The organism is Martinezella rhizogenes, assembly GCF_000799715.1.
GTDB lineage: Bacteria > Pseudomonadota > Alphaproteobacteria > Rhizobiales > Rhizobiaceae > Rhizobium > Rhizobium rhizogenes_C.
In genome coordinates this window covers 309,240-331,933 of the sequence record NZ_JUHG01000011.1, presented here as the reverse complement: position 1 = coordinate 331,933, position 22,694 = coordinate 309,240, and the positions used below count along the sequence as shown (strand labels likewise).

Here is a 22,694-nt window from a genome sequence, read left to right as displayed (position 1 = left end):
AATCACCTTGATTCTGCCAGAAATGACGTTCTAACGCGATGGCGCCCCAGTGACGGGACAAATTCGAAAAAAGATTTGCGTTGCCGGGCGGCGAATGGCAAGCCCGAGAGCCTATCGAGGAAAGTGTCCGCATGCGAATGTCCACAGCTCATTTGTCGATGATAGCCGCAATTGCGGCCTTTTTGCCGCTGGCCGTCGCATCGGGTGCCGCAGCCGAGGCGCTGAAACCCTTCAAGGACGATCTGTTTTCCAACCAGACAGTCATCGAGAACCATGACAATGGCGCGTTCCAGACGATCGACTATCAGGAAATGCGCGATATTAACGATCGCGACCAGATCCCGGAAAAGCGGGTCAAGCCGGCCTATATCGCCACCGGTGTGCGCTGGAAGTCGCAAGAAGACGAGACCTTGCCGCTTGGCGATCGCAAGCTCGACGTAACCCGCATCGGCCCGGCATCGGGACAGGCTTTCACGGTAATCTTCATCCATGGCCGTGGCGGCGACCGCCGGCTGGGGTCGAACGACTACACCTTCGGCGGCAACTTCAACCGGCTGAAGAACCTCGCCTACAACAATGGCGGCACCTACTACGCGCCGAGCGTCAAGAGCTTCAACAGCGACGGCGTCGCCGATATCGCGGCCCTGATCCGCTATTCCTATGAGAAGTCCGGCGGCAAGCCGGTGATCCTCACCTGCGCCTCGATGGGCAGTTTCGTCTGCTGGGGCATTACCCGCGATGCGGAAAGCGTCAAGCGCCTGAAGGGCATGGCGATTTTGAGTGGCGTGACCGATCCCGATTTCGTCAAGAGCGCCTTCTACAAGGCGAAGCTGCCGGTCTGGTTTACCCATGGCAGCAAGGATTCGGTCTATGCAGCCGCCGACCAAGAGGCGTTGTTTGAAAAGCTCTATAAGGCGCATTACCCAACACGGTTCACGCTGTTTGCCACCGGCAATCACGGCACGCCGGTTCGCATGACCGACTGGCGGAAAGTGCTGAACTGGATCATCGATCCACAGCCGTCCTAGGTCTTTTCGAAAAAATTTCGGTTTATTTTCGCAAAAGCGATTTTTAAACGATTTTAAGCCACCCCGAGGACAGCCGTTAACTTTTCTTTCCCTCTCACTTTTGTTAGTGCGGCAGCACACGAATGACGGGGAGATGAGGAATGACGAAGCAAATACGGCCGCTGCTGGCAGGAAACTGGAAGATGAACGGCACGCGTGCCAGCCTCGACCAGATCAAGGCGATCGCGGAAGGCGTGAAGGCGCCGCTGTCGGAAAAGATCGACACGCTGCTCTGCCCGCCGGCAACGCTCCTTTATGTCGCAACAGCCCTCTGCGATGACAGCCCGCTGGCGATCGGTGCACAGGATTGCCATCAACTGGTCAGCGGCGCGCATACCGGCGATATTTCCGCAGAGATGATTGCCGATTGCTTCGGCACCCACGTCATCGTCGGCCATTCCGAACGCCGCAGGAACCATGCGGAAAGCGACGCATTGGTGCGCGCCAAGGCCGAAGCGGCGCTCAATGCCGATCTGATCGCGATCGTCTGCATCGGCGAGACGGCGGAAGAGCGCGACAATGCTCAGACCCTTGACGTGCTCAAGCGCCAACTCGCCGGCTCGGTTCCAGACGGTTCCGTCTCGGAAACAACCGTCATCGCCTATGAGCCCGTCTGGGCGATCGGTACGGGTAAAGTGCCTACGCGCGCTGACGTCGAGGAGGCCCACGCCTTCATCCGCGGCGAACTCGTTGAGCGCTTCGGCGAGGATGGCAAAAAGTTCCGTCTTCTCTACGGCGGCTCGGTCAGCGGCGCGAATGCGGCCGACCTGCTTTCGGTCGCAAATGTCAACGGTTTGCTCGTCGGCGGGCAAAGCTTGAAAGCCACAGACTTCCTCGCCATCTATGGCGCATTCGAACGGCAGTTCGCCTGAAGGCCTCACTTGCCTGAATTCCAATCTTAAAAGGGCTTGGAATAGGCGATAGCCTCATGTAAAGAGCCGCGAGCTTTTCTTTTTGATTGATGCCCGCGCCCGTGGGCAGGACTGGACCTATGCAAACCGTATTGCTTGTCATCTATCTCATGATTGTTGTCGCCCTTATCGGCGTGGTGCTGATTCAGCGCTCGGAGGGCGGTGGCCTGGGCATTGGCGGCGGATCGGGCTTCATGTCGGCGCGGGGCGCAGCCAATGCGCTGACGCGCACCACTGCGATCCTGGCGACTTTGTTTTTCGCGCTGGCGCTCGGCATGAACGTGCTGTCGCGCTTCGAGGGACGTCCGACCGATATTCTCAACCGCATTCCGAGCACGTCGGGCCAGGGTAACGGTATTCTCGATTCGCTTGGCGGTCAGAATGGCGCACCGCCTGCAGGCGGCCAGTCGCAGCCGGCCAACAATAGTGGCGTTCCGAACAGCGGCGCGGTCGCTCCGCAGTCTCAGACGACGCAGCCCACGCCGGCCCAGCAGGCTCCGGCCACCGGTCAGCAGACCGCGCCGGCCACGACCACGACGCCAGCCCAGAGCGGTAACGGCGTTCCGACCGGCAACTAAGCCAGGTCGCATATCATCCTCCGGCAGGTCTTCGGATCTGCCGGTTTTGTTTTGTCGAAATTCCGTATTCTGCGTCCAAAATTCCGGAAACGAATTTTAGGGCTGGCAGAATCGTTTGTTAAAAGGTATCCGGTGACTCCCATGGCGCGATATGTATTCATCACTGGCGGCGTGGTTTCTTCCCTCGGAAAAGGAATTGCGGCCGCGGCTCTCGGAGCGTTGTTGCAGGCTCGTGGTTATCGGGTCCGCCTGCGCAAACTCGACCCCTATCTGAACGTGGATCCGGGCACGATGAGCCCGACCCAGCACGGCGAGGTCTTCGTGACCGACGACGGCGCGGAAACCGACCTCGATCTCGGCCACTATGAGCGCTTTACTGGTCGCTCGGCCACCAAGACCGACAACATCACCACCGGTCGCATCTACAAGAACATCATCGACAAGGAACGTCGCGGCGACTATCTCGGCGCCACCGTTCAGGTCATTCCGCATGTGACCAACGAGATCAAGGATTTCGTTATCGAAGGCAATGACGAGTATGATTTCGTCATCTGCGAGATCGGCGGCACCGTCGGTGACATCGAGGCGATGCCCTTCATGGAAGCGATCCGCCAGCTCGGCAACGATTTGCCACGCGGAACCGCGGTCTATGTCCATCTGACGCTAATGCCTTATATTCCGGCCGCCGGCGAGCTGAAGACCAAGCCGACCCAGCATTCCGTCAAGGAACTGCAGGCGCTCGGCATTCATCCCGACATCCTGCTGGTGCGCGCCGACCGGGAAATCCCGGAAGCAGAGCGCCGCAAGCTTTCGCTGTTTTGCAATGTTCGCCAGTCCGCCGTCATCCAGGCGCTCGACGTCGCGAATATCTACGATGTGCCGATGGCCTATCACAAGGAAGGCCTCGACAATGAAGTGCTGGCCGCCTTCGGCATCGAGCCGGCGCCGAAGCCGCGTCTCGACCAGTGGGAAGAGGTCTGCAATCGCATCCGTACGCCGGAAGGCGAGGTGACCATCGCGATCGTCGGTAAATATACCGGCCTGAAGGATGCCTATAAGTCGCTGATCGAAGCGCTGCACCACGGTGGTATCGCTAACCGTGTCAAGGTCAACCTCGAATGGATCGAGTCCGAGGTCTTCGAAAAGGAAGACCCGTCGCCGTATCTTGAAAAAGTTCACGGCATTCTGGTGCCCGGCGGTTTTGGCGAGCGCGGTTCGGAAGGCAAGATCCATGCGGCGCGTTTCGCACGCGAGCGCAAGGTGCCGTATTTCGGCATTTGTTTCGGCATGCAGATGGCCGTCATCGAAGCCGCCCGCAACCTGGCAGGCGTCGAACATGCCTCGTCGACCGAGTTCGGCCCGACCGAGGAGCCGGTCGTCGGCCTGATGACGGAATGGCTGAAGGGCAATGAGCTGCAAAAGCGCACGAAATCCGGCGATCTCGGCGGCACGATGCGCCTCGGCGCTTACAAGGCCTCGTTGAAGAAGGGTACGAAGATTTCCGAAATCTACGGTTCGACCGACATTTCGGAGCGCCATCGTCATCGCTACGAAGTCAATGTCGACTACAAGGACAGGCTGGAGGATTGCGGTCTCATCTTCTCCGGCATGTCACCGGACGGTATCCTGCCGGAAACGGTCGAATATCCCGACCATCCCTGGTTCATCGGCGTTCAGTACCACCCGGAACTGAAGTCCCGCCCGCTGGAACCGCATCCGCTGTTCTCGAGCTTTATCGAAGCGGCGACGGAACAGAGCCGGCTGGTTTGAGCATCGGCGCATCAATGGAACTTCAAACCCGGCTCTCGCCGGGTTTTTTATAGCTGCGGCATCGCAAAAAATTCCGCCCCTACGTCATTTGACTGTCGCGCCGTTCCCGTTTCCATGGCAATTTGCCGGTAAGCATAATGGGAACAAAAGTATGATACTCAATCCATTTGACGACCGGATCGAGCGGTCGAGGATTAAGATAGCCGTCACCTACATTATCTTGATTGCGTCTAACATAGCTGCCTGGGTTTGGGCATGGGTCGCTTTCTCCGACAGGCCATCGCTGCTGGGTACCGCGTTTCTTGCTTATATGTTCGGCCTCAGGCATGCGTTTGACGCCGACCATATCGCGGCGATCGACAATGTTGTGCGCAAGCTGATGCAGGAGAAGAAGCAGCCCTATGCCGTCGGCTTCTTCTTTTCGCTCGGCCATTCCAGCATCGTCGTGCTCGCCTCGATCTTCATTGCCGCGACGGCGGCTGCGATGCAGGGCCAGTTCGAATCTTTTCACGATGTCGGCGGCGTCATCGGCACAACGGTTTCGGCTGTCTTCCTGCTCCTCATCGGCATTGCCAATCTGTTCGTGCTCAAGGGCGTCTGGTCGGCGTTCAACCGGGCAAGACGGGGTGATAAGATCACTGAAGGGGATCTCGATACGCTTTTGGCCGGCGGCGGCTTTCTCGCGCGCATCTTCCGGCCGATGTTCAAGGTGGTGACGCGGTCGTGGCATATGTATCCGATCGGCTTCCTCTTCGGCCTCGGCTTCGATACGGCAACCGAAATCGGGCTCCTCGGCATTTCAGCGGCGCAGGCGGCGCAGGGCATGTCCTTCTGGACGATCCTGGTGTTCCCGGCGCTCTTCACCGCCGGCATGTCGCTGATGGATACCCTCGACAGCACGCTTATGACCGGCGCCTATGGCTGGGCCTTCGTCAAGCCGGTGCGCAAGCTCTGGTACAATCTGACGATCACCGCGGCATCTGTCGTCGTCGCCATCTTCATCGGCGGCATCGAGGCGCTGGGGTTGATCTCTGACAAGCTCGGCCTCGAAGGCGGATTCTGGAGTTTCATCGGCGAAATGAACGATAATCTCGCCAATTTCGGCTTCGCGGTCGTCGGTATTTTCCTGTTGAGCTGGCTGGTTTCAACCGTCCTCTACAAGACCGGGGGTTATGACAACTTGCAGATCAACCGCTCCTGACGCATCATCGGTTCCAAGGATCGAGAATGCCGTGACTGGGAACGTCGTCCACAGCCCCAGTTACATGCGATGAGGGGGCACAATCATGATCCAAACAAGCGATATTTTCGGCGTTGCGCTGGCGGCTGGCGTTCTGTGCGTCATCAGCGCCGGGTCAACCTCCGCACAAGCCGCCGCGAACTGTTCGCTGCGGCCGGCGGTTAGTGCTGAGCGCCAGATCCTGAATTGCGAACCAGGGCTTAGCATCACCATCGAACGTGGCGCGCGCTACCGGCTTGCGGATCGGAATCGCGACGGTCAGGTGGATGCTATCGTGCTCAACAGCAAGGCGGCGCTGATCGATGTCGACAGTCGCCGCATTCAGGGCGGTTTCGAAGTGGTAACACCGCAGGCGATCGCTGCCGTCCGGGGCACACGATGGGCTGTCGACGCGCAACGCGGCAAGACATCCGTGCTGGTGCTGCGCGGCCGCGTCGCCGTGAACAAGGTTTCGACCGGGCAAGGCGTTACACTCGGGCGAGGGCAAGGCGTCGACGTCGACCGTGGTCGTTCCCCGCTGCATGTCACGCCATGGGGGCAACCGCGCATAAATGCATTGATGGCTCGCCTGGGCCAGTGAGATCCTGAGGCCCATGCGCAGACCGCCGCTCCAGACGCTGATCGCGCTTATCTTGACTGCCCTCTGGGGTCTGGGCCTAGGCATCATGCATCTGCGTGGTGACATTCCCTTTATCGACGGCGCTGAGGCGACGCTGACGAATCTCAGGAATGTGCTCGGCGGCAGCCGTAAACCGCCCGATATCGTTACGATCGTCGCCATTGACGACGACACGTCGCGGGCGGCGGGACGCTATCCGCTGCCCCGCGCCACGCTCGCCAAAGTCATCGATGCGATCGCAGCTTTGGGACCGAAAGCCATCGCGCTCGACATGCTTCTGATCGATCCGGGCGATGAAACCGGCGATGCAGCGCTGGAGCAATCACTCAAACGAACCAATGCCGTACTGGCTGCCGCCGGCATCTTTCCCGAAAGCCGCCAGCGCGTCACGGATAACAGCAAGGAACCTCTTGCCCGTGTCCCCAGCGCGCTGCAGTTCCTGGAGCCGCAACAGCGGTTCGCGGAAGCTGCAAGCTATGGCGTCGTCAATGTACAGACCGACAAGACGGGAACGCCGCGTTTCGTGCCCATGCTGTTTCGCAGCGGCGAGCGGATCGAACCATCCTTTTCCCTGCGTGCCGTTTCCGCAGCGACCGGGGAACACCCGACGGTCATCTCCGACCACATCAAGATCGGTGACCGTTCCGTGCATACGGATACCGGCTACCTGATGCCGCTCTCGTTCTATGGTCCGCGCGGCACGATCCGCACCATCAGCGCCAGTGCGGCGTTGAACGGGCAATTGCCGGAGGAAGCGATCACGGATCATATCGTCGTCATCGGCGCGACCGTCACCGGCGGCGGCGATGTCTTTCCCACACCCTTCGATCCGGTTCTGCCGGGCGTCGAGGTCATCTCCACCTCAATCACACATCTGATCGCCGGCGATGGCCTGGTGCGCGACCGCGACGTGCGTCTCATCGACCTTTATTTCGCCGTCGGCGTGCCACTGCTCCTGGTCGGCCTGCTTGCCTGGCGACGCAACACCATCGGCCTGATCATGGCATTCTGCGTTGTCCTTGCCTGGTTGGCGATCAACGTCAGCGCTTTCAAGCACGGGATCTGGTTGAGCGCCGCCTTGCCCATCGCCGCGACGGTGCCGCCGGCGGTCCTCTTCGGCGCGGCCCAACTTTGGCTCGGCCGCAGGCAGGCCGGGCGCTTTGCCGAGCAGAGCGAACGCCTGCAGCGCATCCAGGCACCAGGTCTTGCCGAACATCTTGCTAGAGATCCCGGCTTTCTCGCGGAGCCGGTACATCAGGAGGCGGCCGTGGTCTTCATCGACATCAACGGCTTTACGGGTCTCAGCGAGGCGATCGGCCCGACGGCGGTGAGGGAACTGTTGAACGGCTTCTACAATCTTGTTGACGAAGAAGTGACAGCCAGCGGCGGCGCCATCACCAGTTTCATGGGCGATGGCGCGATGATCCTTTTCGGCCTGCCGCAGCCGAAGCGAACCGATCCCGCCAATGCGGCGCGCTGTTGTATTCGCCTTGCCGAGCGGATGAGAGGCTGGCTTGGAGCGTTGCCCGAGGCGATCGCCTCCCGAATCGGCTTCAAGATTGGCGCGCATTTCGGCACCATCGTTGCATCGCGACTCGGTGGTGAAGGCCGCCAGCAGATCACGGCAACCGGCGACACGGTCAACGTTGCCAGCCGCCTGATGGAAGTGGCCGCCCGCAACCATGCCGAAATCGCCATCAGCAATGAGCTGCTGCATTCGGCCGGACGCGACAGCCTGCCCTATATCGAAGGCAAGCTCGAGGGTCCGGTCGAAACAAGCTTGCGCGGTCGCGCCGGATCGTTGGCGATATGGCTCTGGCGCAGCCAGGCGTGATCGTCAAATGCCTCATGTGGCCGCGACAGATCGCGGCCACATGAGGTAGCTGTTTGATTACGCCGCCTTCGGCAATGGGCCGACATAGCGCGACTGCGGACGGATCAGGCGACCATCCAACATCTGTTCGCGTGCATGGGCAATCCAGCCGACCGTGCGGCCGATCGCAAAGACGCCGGTGAAGGAGTTGCGCGGGAAGCCGAGAGCGTCGAGCAGCAGCGCCGTGTAGTACTCGACATTGACATCAAGGGGACGATCCGGCTTGCGCTCCTTCAGAAGTGCCAGCGCGGCCGCCTCGATCGCTTCGGCAAGCGCGATGCGACCGGCATCGGCCTGACCACTTGCGAAAATCGGTTTGAGCGCCGTCTTCAGGGCATCGGCGCGCGGATCGCGGACACGGTAGATGCGGTGGCCGAAACCCATCAGCCTTTCACCATGGTCGAGCGCCTGCGACAACCATGCCCGCGCATTGGCCGGCTCGCCGACGGCGTCGAGCATGTCGAGCACCGGGCCTGGAGCGCCGCCATGCAGCGGTCCCTTGAGAGCGCTGATCGCGGCCAGCACCGACGAGGTGAGACCGGCGTGGGTGGAGGCGATGACGCGGGAGGCGAAGGTGGAAGCGTTCAGGCCATGGTCGGAGATCGTCACCAGATAGGCGTCGAGGCCGGCTGTCTGCTCCGCTGTCGGACGCTTGTCACTTAGCATGCGCAGGATGTCGGCGGACTGCGACAGCGAGGCGTCGGGCTTGATCGGCGTTTCGCCGTTCTGAAGACGCAGCACGGCGGGCAGGAAAACAGCCGGCGCCGCCATCAGACGGATGGCGGTGGCGAAATCCTCGCCGTCGTCGATGCGGGCCAGCAATGCCCGAACGGCCTCGACGGGCGGCAGGGCCAGCAATGTCGGATCGGCGGCACCGACATGCGCGAACAACTCTGCGCGAGCAGCACCCAGCTGCGTCTTAATGCTTTCGGCATCAGTGTGTTCCTCGAACAGGCCGTCGAGCAGCAGAGCGGCAACATCCTCGAAACGGCTCGTCGCCACCAGATCGTCCAGCGAAACGCCGCGAATGATCAGCCGGCCGGCAGCGCCGTCGACATCCGACAGCTTGGTTTCGGCTGCAATGACATCTTCAAGACCACTTTTCATCAGCATTCTCCTTTGACTATTCACTTAGATCAATCCTATTTGCATTGACGTCAATCTTGACGGAATTGATCAATGTGAGGGATCATGAGCTGGCTGACGACGGAGCAGGCGCTGACCCTGCTGGGCACAAAAACGCAGACTCTTTATGCCAATGTCAGCCGTGGCCGCATCCGTGCAAAGCCCGATCCGGCTGATACGCGGCGCAGCCTCTATTTCACCGACGACGTCAAACGGCTGGCGGCGCGCCACGCGGGACGGCGCAAGACAGAGACGGTGGCGGCCGAGGCGATCCAATGGGGCGATCCGGTGCTGCCTTCGGCGCTGTCGACGGTTTACGACGGTCGGCTGTTTTATCGCGGGCAGGATGCGGCCAAGCTTGCTGAACATTCAACGCTGGAGGAAATCGCGGTCCTGCTCTGGGATATGAAGCGGCCAATGCGGCTGGAAGGGCAGGGTGGCGATAAGCGATTGCCCGCCCTGAGCGCTGCCTTTTCTGCTCTGGCTGGGCGAGCCACGACGGACTTACCCTCGCTTGGGCGTTCGCTGCCGGCACTCCAGAACGAAGCCGAAAGCGTGTTCGGCACCGTTGCGATAGCACTGGCGCCGGGGATGTCCAAGCTGCCGTTGCATGAACGTCTTGCGACGGCTTGGAACAGGCCGGATGCAAGCGACCTTATCCGCCGCTGCCTCGTTCTCTTCGCCGATCACGAACTCAACGCGTCGACCTTCACCGCGCGGATCACCGCCTCCGCTGGAGCGACGCTGTCAGCCGCCGCGCTCTCCGGTCTTGCGACACTAACCGGGCCGCTGCATGGCGGCGCCTGGCAAGGTGTGCACTCGCTGGTCACCCGTGCCGCCGCGATCGGGGCAGAGGAGGCGGTGCGCAGCTACCTGGCGGAAGGCCGGCCCGTGCCGGCGGTCGGACATCCATTCTATCCGGACGGCGATGCCCGTGCCAAGGCGCTGCTCCCATGCTTCACCCTGCCGCCTTTGTTTGAAGAGGTTCGGAACGTAGCCGAAGACCTTGTCGGAGAACGCGTCAATGTTGACTTCGCGCTGACGGCGCTAACGTCAGCCCATCATCTGCCCCAGGATGCTCCAATGATCATCTTCGCGCTTGCCCGCACGGTCGGCTGGCTGGCGCATGCCATGGAACAGTCGACAAGCGGTCATCTCATCCGGCCACGCGCGCGTTATGTCGGCCCGCCGGTCGAGTGACAGACGGCCTCGATATTGTGGCCATCGGGATCGAGGATGAAAGCGCCGTAATAGTTGGGGTGATAATGGGATCGAATGCCGGGAGGCCCATTGTCCAGCCCGCCGGCGGCAAGAGCGGCCTCATAGAATCGGTCGACGGCCGATCTGTCCTCGGCCGTGAATGCGACGTGAGCACTGGTTTGCGGCAGGTCTCGCTGCCCTATCCAGAAGAAGGCCTTGGGTCTGATTCCATATCCTGCAAACGTCGCACCTTCAGCGTAGAGGCGCTCGATGCCGAGGGGTAGCAAAGCCTTGTCGTAGAAGGTCTTCGACCGTTCGACATCACTCACTCCGATTGTGACATGATCCAGCATATTGGCTCCAGTGACGGACGATGCGGATAGCTTGGCAGCTTGCCAGCGCCGTACAATATCACAGATGCGTGAGCGATGCGTTTTTGGCCCTGATCCCGCGCGGCTGCATAGCTCGCCCGTCATTTGTTCATTGGCAAAGACAGCTAAATATCTTTATTGAGTTTTCAACCGATACAAATCCTTTCTTGGGAGACTGACATATGCAAATCGGAATGATTGGCCTTGGCCGCATGGGCAGCAACATGGTGCAGCGTCTGATGAAGGGCGGCCATAGCGCCGTGGTTTTCGACGCGCGTCCGGAAAGCATCGCGACGCTTGAAAAGCTCGGCGCCACCGGTAGCACGTCGCTTGAAGATTTCGTATCGAAGCTCGCCCGTCCCCGCGCCGTCTGGCTCATGCTGCCGGCTGCGATCGTCGATAAGGAGCTCGCGGCAATCCTTCCGCTGCTCGACGAGGGCGATATCGTCATCGACGGCGGCAACTCCTATTATCATGATGACATTCGCCGCGCCGGCGAACTGAAATCCAAGGGCATCCACTATGTCGACGTCGGCACCAGCGGCGGCGTCTTCGGCCTGGAGCGCGGCTATTGCCTGATGATCGGCGGCGAGAAAGATACCGTCCAGCATCTGTCGCCGATCTTCGCAACGCTTGCACCAGGCATCGGCGATGTACTTCCGTCGCCAATGCGCTCCAAGGAGGCTGCAAAGGCGAGCACGGCCGAACAAGGCTACCTGCATTGCGGCCCGTCCGGCGCCGGCCACTTCGTCAAGATGGTCCATAACGGTATCGAATACGGCCTGATGGCTGCCTATGCCGAAGGCTTCAACGTACTGCGTCACGCCAATGTTGGTACGCAGACCACCGAAGCAGACGCGGAAACCGCGCCGTTGTCCCATCCTGAATATTATCAGTACAACCTCGACATCGCCGAAATCAGCGAAGTCTGGCGCCGCGGCAGCGTCATCACCTCCTGGCTGCTCGATCTCACCGCCGACGCGCTGCATGGCGATGCCGCCCTGTCGCAATATGCCGGCCGCGTCTCGGATTCGGGCGAGGGCCGCTGGACCATCTCGGCCGCGATCGACGAAGGTGTCCCGACGCCGGTGCTCAGCGCCGCCCTCTACGGCCGCTTCGCCTCGCGCGGCAATGACGATTACGCCAACAAGGTTCTGTCGGCTATGCGCGCAGGCTTCGGCGGCCACCACGAGAAGCCGGTCAAGTAATCGCTTTACGGTCTTGATGACATTCGTGCCGGGCGGGTCAAACTGCCCGGCATTTTTGTATCCGGTTTAGTCCAGCAGGTCCGGGTGCAACAGCAGGACTGGACATGTGGAACCAGCGGCAAGTTCCGGCACATGCGGTGGACGGATGATGAGGCAATCCGAGCGGGAAAAGACCTTCATCATCGAGGAATCCTGTTTGGAAAAAGGCTCTGCCAGCCAAGAGCCGTCGGCGGCTTTCGTCAGCGTCGCGCGGACATAGTCCTGACGCTGATCATTGGCTTTGAGAGGTATCGCGGCTAGGGCCGTGGCCTCCCGCCTCACTGGCAGCAGAGACGCTAGCTTGCGGATCAGCGGCTCCAGGAACAACAGGCCGCAGACCAGGCTAGAGACCGGGTTGCCGGGTAGCCCGAGGATGTGGGTTTCGCCGAGGCTACCGACCATCAGCGGCTTGCCGGGGCGCATGGCGATCCGCCAGAAATCGAGCTGCATTCCCGCTTCGATAAGCGTCGCCTGCACCAGATCGTGATCGCCGACGGATGCGCCGCCGAGCGTGACGATGACATCCGCTTTCGCCACCTGCGCCCGGCCGATCGCGGCGGTGATTTCCGCCTTGTCGTCGGGGACGATGCCGAGATCAAGCACATGCGCGCCGGCGCTGCGAGCAAGCGCCGCAATTCCGAAGGTGTTCGACGCGATGATCTGCGAAGGACCGGGCTCGGTGCCGGGCGTTACCAGTTCATCGCCTGTAGCAAGGATCGCGACCAGCGGGCGGCGATAAACATCCAGCGCCGGATGGTTCATGGCGGCGGCAACCGTGAGCCGCGAGAAATCCATCACCGTGCCGGCCGAAAGCACGACTTCGCCTTCGGCAAAATCCTGGCCGCGCGGGCGGATATGCTGCCCCTTGCGCAGAGGGTAAGTGGTGCGGATGCGGTTGCCGTCCAAACGTTCGGCATCTTCCTGCAGCAGCACGGTATCGGCTCCAGCCGGAACCGGCGCACCGGTGAAGATGCGCACCGTTTCGCCCTTGCCGACCGTACCTTCGAAGGCGTGGCCTGCGGCGGAGGCGCCAATGACGGTCAATTCCGCTCCCGGCTCAGCGGCATCCTCGAAACGAAGCGCATAGCCATCCATCGCCGAGGCATCGAAGGGCGGTTGGGTCAGGCGCGCGGATAGATCCTTGGCCAGAACCCGGCCGTCGGCCAGGTCAAGCGTAACGCTCTCGATGCGGTGGAGGGACGTTGCGCTGTTCAGCAGACGCGCCTGCGCCTCCGCTACGGGTAAAAGGCTCATGTGTCAGGCCTCCGGGTGACGGAAATCGCCGGATTTGCCGCCGGATTTCTCCAATAATCTGATGCCGCCGATCTCCATCGTCCGGTCGGCGGCCTTGGCCATGTCGTAAATAGTCAAGCAGGCGACGGAGACCGCCGTCAGCGCTTCCATCTCGACGCCGGTGCGGCCGGTAAGCTTTGCGGTGGCGATAACGCGTAGGCCGGGCAGGGCGGCGTCCTCGGTGATATCGACCGTAACCTTAGTCAGCATCAGCGGATGGCAGAGCGGGATGAGATTGGCGGTCTGCTTGGCGGCCATGATGCCAGCGAGCCGCGCCGTGCCGATGACGTCGCCCTTCTTGGCATTGCCTTCGCGGATCAGCGCCAGTGTTTCCGGCTTCATCGCCACATAACCTTCGGCGGTGGCGATGCGGACCGTCTCGGCCTTGTCGCCGACATCGACCATATGCGCCTCGCCGGAAGCGCCGATATGGGTGAGGCCGATTTTCTCCGTGCTCATCTTACTCAGCCGCGACAGCGCCGGGTTCGCCGGTCAGCAGCAGGCGCGTCGCCGCCGCCACGTCGTCCTTGCGCATCAGGCTTTCGCCGACGAGAAATGTGGTAATATCAACAGCTTCGAGCCGTTTGCAATCGGCATGGGTGAAGACGCCACTTTCGCCAACCAACAGACGGTCTTCGGGAACCATGGGGGCCAGAGCTTCGCTGACCGTCAGGCTGACCTCGAAGGTGCGCAGATTGCGGTTATTGATGCCGATCAGAGGCGAGGACAGCTTCAGTGCCCGCTCCATTTCCTCGGCGTCGTGCACTTCGATCAGCACATCCATGCCAAGACCGAAGGCCTCGTCCTGGAGACGCTCGGCCTCGCTGTCGGAGAGAGAAGCCATGATCAGGAGAATACAGTCGCCGCCCCAGGCGCGTGCTTCATGCACCTGATAGGTTTCGAACATGAAATCCTTGCGCAATGCCGGCAATGAGCAGGCGGCGCGGGCGGCGGTCAGAAATTCCGGCGCACCCTGGAAGCTCGGGCTATCCGTCAAGACGGAAAGACAGGCAGCGCCGCCGGCTTCATAGGCTTTGGCCAGCGCCGGTGGATCGAAATCGGGGCGAATCAGGCCTTTCGAGGGGCTGGCCTTCTTGATCTCGGCGATCAGACCGAAGGTGTCTGCGGTCTTCTTGGCAAGCAGCGCTCTGTGGAAGCCGCGCGGCGCGGACTGATCGGCCTGCATCGCCTTGAGATCGGCAAGCGAGACCCTGGCCTTGGCGGCGACGATCTCGTCACGCTTATAGGCTTCGATCTTCTGGAGAATATCGGCCATGACGTCCTGGTCCTATTCTTCTTCGTTGGAGACGGCGATCAGCTTTTCCAGCGCAGCGGCGGTCGCGCCGCTGTCGAGCGACTGGGTCGCGAGCTTCATACCATCATGAAGCGTTTCCGCCTTTCCGGCAATCACCAAGGATGCTGCCGCGTTCGCAAGCGAAATATCGCGATAGGCATTTTTTTCGCCGCTCAGCACGCCACGGAGCGCCGCCGCGTTGGCAATGCCGTCGCCGCCCTTGAGGTCGGCGAGATCGGCATGCGCGAGGCCGAAATCAGCCGGCGTCAGTTCGAAGGTACGGATTTTTCCGTCTTCAAGGGCTGCGACCGAGGTCGTTCCGGTCGTTGTGATCTCATCTAGGCCATTGCCGTGCACGACCCAGACGCTTTCGGCATTCAGGTCCTTCAGCACCTCGGCGAGTGGCACGACCCATTGCGGCGCGAAGACGCCGAGTAACTGCCGACGGGCGCCGGCCGGGTTCGCCAAAGGTCCCAACAGGTTGAAGATGGTACGGGTGCCAAGTTCAACGCGGGAAGGGCCGACATGGCGCATCGAGGAATGATGCAGTTGCGCGAACATGAAGCCGATACCGGCCTCACGAATGCAGCGAGCTATCGTCTCGGGGCCGATATCGAGCTTGATACCCAGCACGGACTGCGTGTCGGCCGTACCGGCCTTGGAGCTCTGAGCACGGTTGCCGTGTTTTGCTACCGGCACGCCCGCACCGGCAACGATGAACGCCGCAAGCGTCGATATGTTATAGGTGCCAAAACCATCGCCACCGGTACCGACGATATCGATCGCATCCACCGGCGCTTCAACCGGCAACATCTTGGCACGCATGGCGGTGACCGCGCCGACGATTTCGTCGACCGTCTCGCCACGCACGCGCAACGCCATCAGGAAAGCGCCGATCTGTGAGGGCGTGGCTTCACCCGACATCAGGATCTCAAACGCCTGACGAGCTTCCTCCCGCGTCAGCACCTCGCGATTGGCGACCTTGGCGAGAAAAGGTTTCAATTCAGCCATCGGCTATCGATCCTCCCGACGGGGCCTAGCGAGACATCGCCTGGTCGGCGAGGTTCTGGTTGACCGTGACGGTGTATTTGGATTGCAGATCACTGACGATCTGGTCGAGAATGTCGTCGCCGGCAGCGTTGGCGATCTGGGCTGCCTGCTGGTCTTCATTGCTCAACGCATCAGTCGTCGGATTGTTGTTGACGTCGGTGACCTTCAGCAGGATCTGCGTCGTGTCGTCGGCGCCGATGGCATTGGCGGCCGTGTCGATCGGGCCGGAGAAGGCGCCGGCAACGCCAGCACGGCCAAGAACCGGATCATCCGTCGTGCGCGTGACATCAGCCTTGCTCTCGACGGCAATGCCGAGCGGAGCGGCAATATCGGCGAGGGACTTGCCCTTCTGCGCTTCCTGTTTCAGCTCTGTGGCCTTGGCGGCGAGCGCGATTTTCTGCTGCTGGGCAGTCCAGTCGACAACGGCCTTCTCATGCACCTCGGAAAGCGGGCGATCGCGGTCCGGCGTGATACCAAGAACATCGTACCAGACATAACCATCGTTACCGACAGCCAAGGGCGCCGCATTGCTGCCCTGGTCCGCCTTGAAAACTTCGGTGAGCAACTGCTGCCTGGCGGGCAGGTCCTTGCTCTCGTTACCGGCCTGGTCGAGCCCGGCCGCATCGATCGAATCGACCGTCACCGCCTTCAAGCTCAGTTGCTGAGCCGCTTCCTGCAACGACACGCCAGAGCCGCGCAGGTCTTCGAACTTGTCATGGATGCTGGTAATTTCGCTGGCGGCATTGTTGAGCGCGATCTGCTTGCGGACATCTTCCTTGACGTCGTCGAAGTTCTTCGCGGTCTCGTCCTTGACGTTGGTCACGCGCAGGATCACCGGGCCGAAGGAGCCGTTAACGACAGGCGTCGTGCCGCCTTCCTTGGTGACGGCAAAGGCTGCCTGGGAGAGCGTCTGATCCGGAACCTGATCCTTGGTGAAGGTGCCGAGCAGCACGTCGGCCGGCTTCTTGCCCTGGTCGGTAACGAGCTGATCGAATGTCGTGCCAGTCTTCAGCGCATCCGAGGCCGCATTTGCGAGGTCCTTGTTGGCGAAGGTCAGCTGTTCGATCGTGCGCGTTGCCGGCGTCGTGAAGCTGTCCTTGCGCTTCTCGAACTCGGCGCGAACGGCATCGTCGGTCACGCTTGCCGGGTCGGCGACATCCTCGGCCTGAAGCTTCACATAGGCGATCTTGCGATATTCGGGCGCGCGGTACTTCGACTTGACGCCGTCGAACCATTTCGAGAGCACGTCCTCGGCCGGAGCCTTGATCGGATCGATATTGGCGTTGGTCAACAGCAAGTAGTCGATACTGCGGCTTTCGTCATGATACTGCTTGACGGCATCGACCAGCGTCTTCGGCGCGGTAAAGCCGTTGGAGACGGCTTCGACGATCTGGCTGCGGACAGCAACCTTGCTGCGCTCCTTGATGTAGTCGTCGGGATTGATGCTGCTGTTGCGCAGCAGGCTCTCGAATTTCTGGCGGTCGAAGGTGCCGTTCGTTGCCTTGAACGCCGGATCCTCACCGATGAGCTGGGCGAGGCGATCCTGCGACAGGCCGAGGTTCATATCGCTGGCGAGCTGGTCGAGGGAGGCGCCAGCCACAAGCTGCGCGACGGTCTGCTGCGCAATGCCGAAGGCGCGCGCCTGTTCCGGCGTGATCTGCATGCGCAGCTGCTGGCTGATCGCCTGGATCTGGCGGCGATAGGCGAGGCGGAATTCGTTGGTATCAATCTTCTGATCGCCGACGGTCACGACGGCATTGCTACTCCCGCCGCCAATGAGCGAACGCTCGATCCCCCATACGCTGAAGGCAGCGGCCAGGAGAAGCAACAAGCCCTTGGCAACCCAGGTCTTGGCCAGTTTTCTCAACACATCGAACATCGGAAGGCAAACCTCGTCATCAATACCCTCTTCGCCCACGGGCGAAGCAATCGGAGTTCCTTAGAGCAATCCGAAACGGAATTGAAGAGCTACCGAGGAAATCAACCGGACCAAGCACGGAGGCTCCGGAACCTTTACCCAGGATTGACGTTGAATGACAAGGTAAACAAAAGGAGCCGACGATGGCCGAGACGAAATCCGCTTCCGCCCAATCCGCCTCAGCACGAGCACAGGCCGAAACCGCCGTCGACGACCTTGCCGCGCAGATCGCAGCGCTTCGAGAGGATTTGACGAAGCTTTCCCATAGCATGGCGGCGGTCGGGCAGGGCGCAAAGTCTGTCGTCACCGAAGAGGCTCAGGAAATAACCGAGCAGCTTCGCGACAGGGTTCGTCAGGAGCCGATCTTCATGGTCGCGGCCGCGGCCGGCATTGGTTACCTGATCGGACTGCTCAGTCACCGCTAGCCCGCGTTTGCATGTCGCGCCTATGGATTCGCAGGCTTGAGGCCCGCGGGGACCAAATCCCTATTTGAATCTTGAATCATGAGTGTCGCGCAGCCCCACATCTTCTTGTGACTGCGACATCTTTGCGACACCCCCTGCGACATTTTTGACAATCCGCCGATGATCGCCGTTCGATCTCTTGAATCGAGCGGGTACTTACTATACCTCACGGCATTATAAGGTTGCTTATGAATAGCAGGCTCCTCATATCATGCATACGGCACCGACCCTCGGCTTTCTCCTCCATGACGTTGCCCGGCTTCTTCGGAAGCGGTTTGAGCAGCGTGCGAAAGATTTGGGACTGACGCGCTCACAATGGCAGACGCTCGCCTATCTCTCGAACAACGAGGGCATCCATCAGGCGGGTCTTGCCGAGATACTGGAAATCGAGCCGATTACGCTGGTGCGTATTCTCGACAAGCTGGCTGATCGCGGGTTGGTCGAACGTCGCCAGCACCCGAACGATCGCCGAAGCTGGCTGCTCTATATGCGTGATGAGGCTCGGCCATTGCTCGACACCATGCGCAGCTTAGGCGACCAAACACGCAAGGAGGCACTCCAGGGTGTTCCCATCGAGGAACATGAGCGCCTCTATCAATTGCTTACCCTTATGAAATCGAACCTGGTCCAGGCCTGCCGCGCACCGGTGGGCGACAAAGAGACACATCATGGCTGACGCATCCTCTCCGCTTCGCGTACCCGCAAACGCAAATTCCGCAATCGAGCAGAACCAAGCCGCCGTCGCGGAGGCACCGTCCTCCAACCCGGCGCCCGCGCCGACCGCGGCAGGTACTGCGAGCCCCGCTGCCGCTCCCGAAAAGCCGCGCAAGCGCCGCAGCCCGACGCGGCCGATCCTCTTCGCGCTGCTGCCAGTCGCGCTCGTCATGGGCGGCTATTATTACGTCACTGGCGGACAGGTCATGTCCACGGACAACGCTTATGTCCAGGCCGATATGGTTGGCGTCTCGACAGACGTTTCCGGCACGGTGATCTCGGTCGACGTGCATGAAAACGAAGTGGTGAAGAAGGGGCAGGTGCTTTTCCGCCTGAAGCCCGATTCGTTCCGCATTACGCTGGAAGGCGCGCAGGCTCAGCTTGGCAACGCCCGCAACCAGATCCTGAACCTGCAGGCAAGTTACAAGCAGTCGCTCGCCGAGATCGCCCAGGCGCAGGCCGACATTCCTTACTACCAGACGGAGCTTGAACGTCAGCAGAACCTGATCAATAGCTCGGTTGCTTCCAAGGCTGCTTACGATCAGGCCAAGCACAATCTCGAGGCCGCCCAGCAGAAAGTCTCCGTCGCCCAGGCGCAGGCGACAACCACCCTCGCTCAACTTGGCGGCAATGCCGACCTGCCGGCCGAGCAGAATCCGCTCTACCTGCAGGCCAAGGCCGCTGTCGACAACGCGCAGCGCGAACTCGACGATACCGTCGTGCGCGCACCCTTCGATGGCATCACCACCAATGTTCCCTCGCTGCAGGTCGGTGCTTATCTGACGGCCGCGCAACAGGGATTCTCGCTGGTGTCCACCACCAATATGTGGATCAACGCCAGCCCGAAGGAAACTGAGCTGACCTACGTCAAGACCGGCCAGAAGGTGACCATCTCGGTCGATGCCTATCCGGGCGTCACCTGGAAGGGCACCGTCTCCAGCATTTCGCCGGCCTCGGGCTCGAGCTTTTCGCTACTGCCGGCGCAGAACACCACGGGCAATTGGGTGAAGGTCGTGCAGCGCATCCCGATGATCATCAGCATCGACGATACGCAGGGCAAGCCGCCGTTGCGTGTTGGCATGAGCGTCGTCGCCGGTGTCGATACCGGCCATGCTCGCGGCCTGCCGGACTCCATCGCCAGCCTGTTGGGCCAATCCCACGGTCAGGATCATGAGTAACGCTGCCGCTTCACCCGCCGGGCCGATCGCCAATCGCGGCGCCATTACGGCCTGCGTCATCCTGGCGGTTATCATGCAGGCGCTGGACACCACCATCGCCAACGTTGCCCTGCCGCACATCCAGGGTGACGTTTCGGCCAGCGCCGACCAGATCAACTGGGTGCTGACCTCCTATATCGTCGCTGCGGCGATCATGACGCCGCCGTCGGGCTTCCTGTCGGCCAAGTTCGGCCGCAAGCGCGTGCTGCTGGTGGCAATCGCCGGCTTCGTCGTCGCCTCCGTGCTCTGCGGCCTGGCGCAATCGCTGAACCAGATCGTCGGCTTTCGCCTGTTGCAAGGCCTGTTCGGCGCAGCACTGGTGCCGTTGTCGCAGGGCATCCTGCTTGACATCTACAATGTCGAGGAACGCGGTAAGGCCATGGCGCTGTTCGGCGTCTCGGTCATGGTCGGCCCGGTGCTTGGGCCTGTTATCGGCGGCTGGCTGACGGACAATATGAGCTGGCGCTGGGTGTTCTACATCAACGTGCCGATCGGCGCGCTCGCCTTCTTCGGCATCGTCGTCTATGTGACGGAAACCAAGCTGGACGCGCTCGCCAAACTCGACATATTCGGCTTCAGCATGTTGTCGATCGGTATCGCCGCCTTGCAGCTTTTCCTCGACCGCGGCGAGCAGCTGGACTGGTTCTACTCCGGGGAGATTATCATCGAGGCCCTGGTTTGCACCTGCGCATTCTATCTTTTCCTGGTCCATACGTTCACGGCGAAGAAATCCTTCGTGAATCCGCGATTGTTCCTGGACCAGAATTTCGCGGTGAGCATGCTATTCATCTTCATTGTCGGCGTGACCTATCTGGCGTCGCTGGCACTGATGACGCCCTATTTGCAAACGCTGATGGGTTATCCGGTCGTCACCGCCGGCATCGTCATGGGGCCGCGCGGCGTCGGCACGATGGTGTGCATGTTCCTCGTCGGACGGCTGATCGGCAAGGTGGATACGCGCTGGCTGCTGTTCATCGGCCTCGCTCTGACCGCCTGGGCGATGTACGACATGACCGGCTGGACGCCCGACGTCTCGCAGTGGACGCTGATTTCGGTCGGCTTCGTGCAGGGCGCGGGTCTCGGCTTCCTCTTCGTGCCGCTGACGACGATCGCCTTTGCGACGCTGCCGGCGCAGATGCGCGGCGAGGGAACCGGCCTCTACAATCTCTCACGTAACATCGGCTCCAGCGTCGGCATATCCGTCGTCTCGATGCTGATCACCGAGAACACCCAGGTCAACCATTCGACGATCGCGGCCTATGTGACGCCGTTCAACCGTTATTTCGATGCAACGGCGGCGCAAGGCCTCAGCCCGGTGACGGCCGTCGGCCGTGCGGCACTCGACAGCGTCATCACCACGCAGGCAACGGTCATCGCCTACATGGACGATTTCAAGCTGCTGATGCTGATGTCGATCTTCGCCATGCCGCTGCTGATGCTTCTGCGCAAGCCGGCTGCGCCGCCGGTCGTCGATCATAGCGTTGCGATGGAATAGCCGCGCAGTCTTTCCAGTTTCACTGCGCGGTTACGTGGCCGCCGGACACCACTCCGGCGGCCTTTTTTATTCCCGCGAGAAACGGCGGCTGATGAAGCGCGACCCGGCCGCTCCGAAGCGCCAGAGCGGATCGACATTCTTGCTGATTCCGATCCGCTTGCCCGCGACGACGGACAATGGTTCAGCCAGAGAGAATTCAAAAGGCGCAGCATCCAATGCCCTGCCGTTCAGGCTGATATCGATGCCCATCGCCTGCGCCAGCTTTCCCGGCCCGCTGCAAAGTGCTGCTATGTCGGCGGTGCCGCGCCTGTGGATCATCTCTCCGATCCCGCTTTCCGGTTCCATCGCCCGGATCAGCACGGCGCTCCCGGTCGTGCAGACGAAATTCACGCACCAGTGAATGCCATAAGACCTATAGATGTAGACATGCCCCGCCGGGCCGAACATCGCCGCATTGCGCGCGGTCGGCCCGCGAAAGGCGTGAGATGCCTCATCATCCGGCCGATAGGCTTCCGTCTCCACAATACGCCCGCCGACGCCCGCAACGGTAAAACGCGCGCCGATCAGATCGGACGCAACGACAACGGCGTCACGGGAAAAGAAGGCGGCAAGGGCAGGGCCGGCAAGCGGCGCAGGGCCGAGAGGCAAAGGCTGGTCGCTGGGCGTCATGGGCGAGGGCGGTATCCTTCTGGACGGTCGAGACCAAAACTACTATCGCCCGATCGCTGAAACGCCTAGCCCAATCCCAACGTCCTCGATTGGGGCACGAATTGGACCGCCCACCGCCGCGCAACCAGTTGACGCTCCGGCCCGAATAGCTGTAAAGCCAGCCCACCACATTTTCTGAAGCGTAATGCTTCGGCGACAGGAAGAGTGTCCGAGTGGTTTAAGGAACCGGTCTTGAAAACCGGCGTGCGGGAGACCGTACCGTGGGTTCGAATCCCACCTCTTCCGCCATCTCTGCCCTTGTCCACGTCATAACAGCGCTTGCGTTCACCCGCGAAATGCCACTTGATTGTCACCGTCGATCCTGTAGACACCACCGAAGAACGCGACTGCCGTCAACTTTAGGGCGGGGTCGGGCGGCCGATTGACGTCACGCTGCTGCCACGAGATTACGTGGCCGTTCTTTTTCTTGATGACACGAGAGATGATATGCCCATGGCTGCACGCCCTGGGCGATGTCACGCCAGCTGTCACGCGACATTCCTCACTCGCTCCTGTAGTTAGCCTCCAATGTTCGAGTTT

At 61.1% G+C, this 22,694-nt stretch carries 21 protein-coding genes and 1 tRNA gene; 14 read left to right on the top strand and 8 right to left on the bottom strand.

Going from position 1 to position 22,694, the window contains the following annotated elements; genetic code table 11:
- Positions 1–131: 131 nt before the first annotated feature.
- The 7 genes from EX00_RS05550 to EX00_RS05520 all read left to right on the top strand — a co-directional run bounded on the left by EX00_RS05550 (position 132) and on the right by EX00_RS05520 (position 8,019).
- Positions 132–1,028: a dienelactone hydrolase family protein gene (locus EX00_RS05550; protein ID WP_047454933.1), complete on the top strand. Its 897-nt coding sequence runs from the start codon at positions 132–134 to the stop codon at positions 1,026–1,028.
- A gap of 140 nt (positions 1,029–1,168) precedes the next feature.
- Entirely contained in the window at positions 1,169–1,939 is a 771-nt protein-coding gene (tpiA, locus tag EX00_RS05545) for a triose-phosphate isomerase (protein WP_047454931.1), read from the top strand.
- Between the two features lie 119 nt (positions 1,940–2,058).
- On the top strand, positions 2,059–2,556 hold the full coding sequence (secG, locus tag EX00_RS05540) for a preprotein translocase subunit SecG (protein ID WP_047454929.1): 498 nt from the start codon (positions 2,059–2,061) through the stop codon (positions 2,554–2,556).
- Positions 2,557–2,697: 141 nt separating this feature from the next.
- Positions 2,698–4,326: a CTP synthase gene (locus EX00_RS05535; RefSeq protein ID WP_047454927.1), complete on the top strand. Its 1,629-nt coding sequence runs from the start codon at positions 2,698–2,700 to the stop codon at positions 4,324–4,326.
- 151 nt (positions 4,327–4,477) lie between these two features.
- Positions 4,478–5,527, top strand: a complete 1,050-nt coding sequence (locus EX00_RS05530) for a HoxN/HupN/NixA family nickel/cobalt transporter (protein WP_047454926.1) — start codon at positions 4,478–4,480, stop codon at positions 5,525–5,527.
- 85 nt (positions 5,528–5,612) lie between these two features.
- Positions 5,613–6,146, top strand: coding sequence for a FecR domain-containing protein (locus tag EX00_RS05525; protein ID WP_047454924.1), 534 nt, complete (start codon positions 5,613–5,615; stop codon positions 6,144–6,146).
- A 13-nt stretch (positions 6,147–6,159) separates the two neighbouring features.
- Positions 6,160–8,019, top strand: a complete 1,860-nt coding sequence (locus EX00_RS05520; RefSeq protein ID WP_047454922.1) for a CHASE2 domain-containing protein — start codon at positions 6,160–6,162, stop codon at positions 8,017–8,019.
- A 57-nt stretch (positions 8,020–8,076) separates the two neighbouring features.
- Here EX00_RS05520 and EX00_RS05515 read toward each other — a convergent pair whose 3' ends face one another.
- Entirely contained in the window at positions 8,077–9,165 is a 1,089-nt protein-coding gene (locus EX00_RS05515; protein WP_047454921.1) for a citrate synthase/methylcitrate synthase, read from the bottom strand.
- An 84-nt stretch (positions 9,166–9,249) separates the two neighbouring features.
- Between EX00_RS05515 and EX00_RS05510 the strand changes: the two genes are divergently transcribed.
- A complete protein-coding gene (locus tag EX00_RS05510) occupies positions 9,250–10,383 on the top strand; it encodes a citrate synthase (protein WP_047454919.1) in 1,134 nt (377 codons plus the stop codon).
- On the opposite strand, the gene EX00_RS05505 is transcribed toward EX00_RS05510, so the two are convergent.
- On the bottom strand, positions 10,359–10,736 hold the full coding sequence (locus tag EX00_RS05505) for a VOC family protein (RefSeq protein WP_047454917.1): 378 nt from the start codon (positions 10,734–10,736) through the stop codon (positions 10,359–10,361). The two genes, EX00_RS05510 and EX00_RS05505, sit on opposite strands and share 25 nt — an antisense overlap.
- A gap of 200 nt (positions 10,737–10,936) precedes the next feature.
- Here EX00_RS05505 and gnd point away from each other — a divergent pair, with 200 nt between their 5' ends.
- Positions 10,937–11,962, top strand: coding sequence for a phosphogluconate dehydrogenase (NAD(+)-dependent, decarboxylating) (gene gnd / locus EX00_RS05500; RefSeq protein WP_047454915.1), 1,026 nt, complete (start codon positions 10,937–10,939; stop codon positions 11,960–11,962).
- A 66-nt stretch (positions 11,963–12,028) separates the two neighbouring features.
- On the opposite strand, the gene EX00_RS05495 is transcribed toward gnd, so the two are convergent.
- The 5 genes from EX00_RS05495 to EX00_RS05475 are packed head-to-tail and all read right to left on the bottom strand — an operon-like array spanning position 12,029 to position 17,517.
- Positions 12,029–13,255, bottom strand: a complete 1,227-nt coding sequence (locus tag EX00_RS05495; protein WP_047454913.1) for a molybdopterin molybdotransferase MoeA — start codon at positions 13,253–13,255, stop codon at positions 12,029–12,031.
- A 3-nt stretch (positions 13,256–13,258) separates the two neighbouring features.
- Complete coding sequence (gene moaC, locus EX00_RS05490; protein WP_047454911.1) at positions 13,259–13,753, bottom strand: cyclic pyranopterin monophosphate synthase MoaC; 495 nt, start codon at positions 13,751–13,753, stop codon at positions 13,259–13,261.
- A 1-nt stretch (position 13,754) separates the two neighbouring features.
- Positions 13,755–14,570, bottom strand: coding sequence for an indole-3-glycerol phosphate synthase TrpC (gene trpC / locus EX00_RS05485; RefSeq protein ID WP_047454909.1), 816 nt, complete (start codon positions 14,568–14,570; stop codon positions 13,755–13,757).
- 12 nt (positions 14,571–14,582) lie between these two features.
- Positions 14,583–15,599 carry an anthranilate phosphoribosyltransferase gene (gene trpD / locus EX00_RS05480; protein WP_047454907.1) on the bottom strand — a complete coding sequence of 339 codons (1,017 nt, stop codon included), beginning with the start codon at positions 15,597–15,599 and terminating at the stop codon, positions 14,583–14,585.
- Between the two features lie 25 nt (positions 15,600–15,624).
- Positions 15,625–17,517 carry a peptidylprolyl isomerase gene (locus EX00_RS05475; protein ID WP_047457473.1) on the bottom strand — a complete coding sequence of 631 codons (1,893 nt, stop codon included), beginning with the start codon at positions 17,515–17,517 and terminating at the stop codon, positions 15,625–15,627.
- A 182-nt stretch (positions 17,518–17,699) separates the two neighbouring features.
- Here EX00_RS05475 and EX00_RS05470 point away from each other — a divergent pair, with 182 nt between their 5' ends.
- From EX00_RS05470 to EX00_RS05455, 4 genes are all read left to right on the top strand, one after another.
- Complete coding sequence (locus tag EX00_RS05470; protein WP_047454905.1) at positions 17,700–17,981, top strand: DUF883 family protein; 282 nt, start codon at positions 17,700–17,702, stop codon at positions 17,979–17,981.
- A gap of 250 nt (positions 17,982–18,231) precedes the next feature.
- Complete coding sequence (locus EX00_RS05465) at positions 18,232–18,696, top strand: MarR family winged helix-turn-helix transcriptional regulator (RefSeq protein WP_047454903.1); 465 nt, start codon at positions 18,232–18,234, stop codon at positions 18,694–18,696.
- The gene (locus EX00_RS05460; protein WP_047454901.1) at positions 18,689–19,912 is read left to right on the top strand and encodes an HlyD family secretion protein; all 1,224 of its coding nucleotides are present in this window, start codon (positions 18,689–18,691) and stop codon (positions 19,910–19,912) included. Before EX00_RS05465 ends, EX00_RS05460 begins: the two co-directional genes overlap by 8 nt.
- Entirely contained in the window at positions 19,905–21,446 is a 1,542-nt protein-coding gene (locus EX00_RS05455; RefSeq protein ID WP_047454898.1) for a DHA2 family efflux MFS transporter permease subunit, read from the top strand. Before EX00_RS05460 ends, EX00_RS05455 begins: the two co-directional genes overlap by 8 nt.
- 66 nt (positions 21,447–21,512) lie before the next feature.
- On the opposite strand, the gene EX00_RS05450 is transcribed toward EX00_RS05455, so the two are convergent.
- Positions 21,513–22,115 (bottom strand): DNA-3-methyladenine glycosylase, encoded by a 603-nt coding sequence (locus EX00_RS05450; protein WP_047454896.1) that lies wholly within the window; start codon positions 22,113–22,115, stop codon positions 21,513–21,515.
- A gap of 198 nt (positions 22,116–22,313) precedes the next feature.
- Between EX00_RS05450 and EX00_RS05445 the strand changes: the two genes are divergently transcribed.
- Positions 22,314–22,403, top strand: a tRNA-Ser gene (locus tag EX00_RS05445).
- Positions 22,404–22,694: the final 291 nt, after the last annotated feature.

What these genes read in the sequence shown, in the direction of transcription:
- secG (WP_047454929.1), top strand. Translation starts at nt 2,059, where the DNA reads ATGCAAACCGTATTGCTTGTCATCTATCTCATGATTGTTGTCGCCCTT.
- EX00_RS05465 (WP_047454903.1), top strand. Translation starts at nt 18,232, where the DNA reads ATGCATACGGCACCGACCCTCGGCTTTCTCCTCCATGACGTTGCCCGG.
- EX00_RS05535 (WP_047454927.1), top strand. Translation starts at nt 2,698, where the DNA reads ATGGCGCGATATGTATTCATCACTGGCGGCGTGGTTTCTTCCCTCGGA.
- EX00_RS05460 (WP_047454901.1), top strand. Translation starts at nt 18,689, where the DNA reads ATGGCTGACGCATCCTCTCCGCTTCGCGTACCCGCAAACGCAAATTCC.
- EX00_RS05470 (WP_047454905.1), top strand. Translation starts at nt 17,700, where the DNA reads ATGGCCGAGACGAAATCCGCTTCCGCCCAATCCGCCTCAGCACGAGCA.
- moaC (WP_047454911.1), bottom strand. Translation starts at nt 13,753, where the DNA reads ATGAGCACGGAGAAAATCGGCCTCACCCATATCGGCGCTTCCGGCGAG.
- tpiA (WP_047454931.1), top strand. Translation starts at nt 1,169, where the DNA reads ATGACGAAGCAAATACGGCCGCTGCTGGCAGGAAACTGGAAGATGAAC.
- EX00_RS05525 (WP_047454924.1), top strand. Translation starts at nt 5,613, where the DNA reads ATGATCCAAACAAGCGATATTTTCGGCGTTGCGCTGGCGGCTGGCGTT.
- EX00_RS05530 (WP_047454926.1), top strand. Translation starts at nt 4,478, where the DNA reads ATGATACTCAATCCATTTGACGACCGGATCGAGCGGTCGAGGATTAAG.
- EX00_RS05515 (WP_047454921.1), bottom strand. Translation starts at nt 9,165, where the DNA reads ATGAAAAGTGGTCTTGAAGATGTCATTGCAGCCGAAACCAAGCTGTCG.
- trpC (WP_047454909.1), bottom strand. Translation starts at nt 14,570, where the DNA reads ATGGCCGATATTCTCCAGAAGATCGAAGCCTATAAGCGTGACGAGATC.
- trpD (WP_047454907.1), bottom strand. Translation starts at nt 15,599, where the DNA reads ATGGCTGAATTGAAACCTTTTCTCGCCAAGGTCGCCAATCGCGAGGTG.
- EX00_RS05505 (WP_047454917.1), bottom strand. Translation starts at nt 10,736, where the DNA reads ATGCTGGATCATGTCACAATCGGAGTGAGTGATGTCGAACGGTCGAAG.
- EX00_RS05520 (WP_047454922.1), top strand. Translation starts at nt 6,160, where the DNA reads ATGCGCAGACCGCCGCTCCAGACGCTGATCGCGCTTATCTTGACTGCC.
- EX00_RS05550 (WP_047454933.1), top strand. Translation starts at nt 132, where the DNA reads ATGCGAATGTCCACAGCTCATTTGTCGATGATAGCCGCAATTGCGGCC.
- gnd (WP_047454915.1), top strand. Translation starts at nt 10,937, where the DNA reads ATGCAAATCGGAATGATTGGCCTTGGCCGCATGGGCAGCAACATGGTG.
- EX00_RS05450 (WP_047454896.1), bottom strand. Translation starts at nt 22,115, where the DNA reads ATGACGCCCAGCGACCAGCCTTTGCCTCTCGGCCCTGCGCCGCTTGCC.
- EX00_RS05475 (WP_047457473.1), bottom strand. Translation starts at nt 17,517, where the DNA reads ATGTTCGATGTGTTGAGAAAACTGGCCAAGACCTGGGTTGCCAAGGGC.
- EX00_RS05455 (WP_047454898.1), top strand. Translation starts at nt 19,905, where the DNA reads ATGAGTAACGCTGCCGCTTCACCCGCCGGGCCGATCGCCAATCGCGGC.
- EX00_RS05495 (WP_047454913.1), bottom strand. Translation starts at nt 13,255, where the DNA reads ATGAGCCTTTTACCCGTAGCGGAGGCGCAGGCGCGTCTGCTGAACAGC.
- EX00_RS05510 (WP_047454919.1), top strand. Translation starts at nt 9,250, where the DNA reads ATGAGCTGGCTGACGACGGAGCAGGCGCTGACCCTGCTGGGCACAAAA.